This window comes from Flavobacterium sp. XS2P24 (assembly GCF_030010285.1).
Lineage (GTDB): Bacteria > Bacteroidota > Bacteroidia > Flavobacteriales > Flavobacteriaceae > Flavobacterium > Flavobacterium algoritolerans.
This window is the reverse complement of the sequence record NZ_JASCRU010000066.1, coordinates 1-1,886: the sequence shown is the minus strand read 5'-3', so window position 1 is coordinate 1,886 and position 1,886 is coordinate 1. Positions and strand designations below refer to the sequence as shown.

1 protein-coding gene is annotated in these 1,886 nt (G+C 23.2%); it reads right to left on the bottom strand.

The window, feature by feature from the left end:
- Positions 1-82 precede the first annotated feature (82 nt).
- Positions 83-1,693 carry a hypothetical protein gene (locus tag QLS31_RS16175; RefSeq protein ID WP_282744696.1) on the bottom strand — a complete coding sequence of 537 codons (1,611 nt, stop codon included), beginning with the start codon at positions 1,691-1,693 and terminating at the stop codon, positions 83-85.
- Between the last annotated feature and the right edge of the window lie 193 nt (positions 1,694-1,886).

Here is a 1,886-nt window from a genome sequence, read left to right as displayed (position 1 = left end):
AAGTCTACAAGACTCTTCACTCCCAAAATTTGCTGTAAAATTGAATAGATTCATCGCTCTTTTTTTATCAAATATAAGCCTTTTATTTAATTATGGGTAATTGCGGACAATCAAATTTATTATAACGCCTTTCAATATTAGTGTATTTTTTTAAATATTCATTAAGCAAATAACTTACTTTTTCATTACAATTCAGTTTATCATTTTTATCCACTTTATTCTTTAATCGATATAAAACCTCTAGTGATTGAGACATATTTAAATCGATATATAATAGCGAAACTATTAAATATTCATTTTTAAGTTGGTTAAAAAGACTAATCGATTTATCTATATTAAAATCAGAAAGGACTCTAAATATATCTTCTAAATATGTTATTTTCTTTGATTTTATATACTCATCAATTTCTTCTGGTTTAATCGATAAAATAATATCTTTATCAAAGCCTTTAATTTTTAATATTTTAGGGTTTTTTAATAAGTCGATAATTGAAGTACTTGAATCAATTTCATCTATTGCTTTTTTTGTAATTTGAATTGTTTGAAAATTTTTACCATTCAAATTTTCTTTTGCAAATTCATAAAATGAAAGTAGGGAATTAATATCTTTTTCTGTTTTAATTTTTGTTATAAATTCATTTTTAGTAGTTATCTCACTAACAGTTAAAATAAATTCTTTTGGGTCATTTGCAAGACGTTTTAACTCTAAAACTCGTGCTCTAAAGTTTGACAAACTATTCTCGTTTACTAATTTGTCTTTTAAAACACCATTTGTTAAGTCATTAGATAAAAACATTTTGGCTGATTCAGAATTTATATTTGATAAATCAGATAATGCTTTTGAATATTCAGATAAAGTTGAAATTAATAATTTTTCTTTAATTGTATTGTTTTCAATAAGTTGATTAAAGATAAATGCGCAAGAATTTGTTCCTACAGAAATATCAATTTTCTGCAGTTCTCGTAACGATTTTGCTATTTGGTCTATTTTTTGCTTTTTTGCCTTCTCGATTAGTTTATTCCAATCCATTTTTCGGATTAGACTATAAACAAGTTTTTTTGTTTCAGTAGAAGTGTTTAATTCTGAAAGTGAATTTGTTATGTTTGAAAATCTTGGAAGCTTGTTTAATTTTTCTAACCATTCTGGAAAGTGAAAAGAATTTAAAATTTTATATACTGTTTCAGGTTTTCTGCTTTGTTTACTTATTCTCATTGTCAATTCTACAATAGAATTGGTTTTTACAATTTCATTTTCAGGTAATACATTTACAATTTTTTCAAATGGTTGTTCAATGGATAACAGATCTGATATCTGTATTAAATTAGAATAATTCATATAATCCTGAAATAGAAATAAGTTAAGTTTATTTCTATTCAGATATGATATAATTAAATTGTAATATTTTAATAATTTTATTTTATCTATTTGAGCACAGAATTTAAATAGAATTATAATTAAAGAATTTACTTCAAACTCTTTAATGTTTGTTGAAAATGATTCTATTATTATTTCTTCTATTTTTTCATTTTCTAAAATACGTATTACAATTTCTGCTTCATCTGAAGTTTCTGAATTAAAGAATTTATTGAGTAAAAGATGAATATTTAAAGAATATTCTAATCTGTCAAATCTTGAAATATATTGAATTATTAATTCTGATTTTTTTGCTAAATCAATATTTTCATTTACCAATGAAATTGAATCAAATATTAATTTTGCATATTCTTTATGTGGGAAATAATGATAATCACTTGAAGAGTATTTTAAAATTATATGCTTGTCCGTTTAGTTGCCTATAATTCATTCCATTGATGATTGACTCCAGCAATGATTAGTCTTTCCATTGTTTTATCTTGAAAATATCTTCGATTGAATTTGTAGCAAA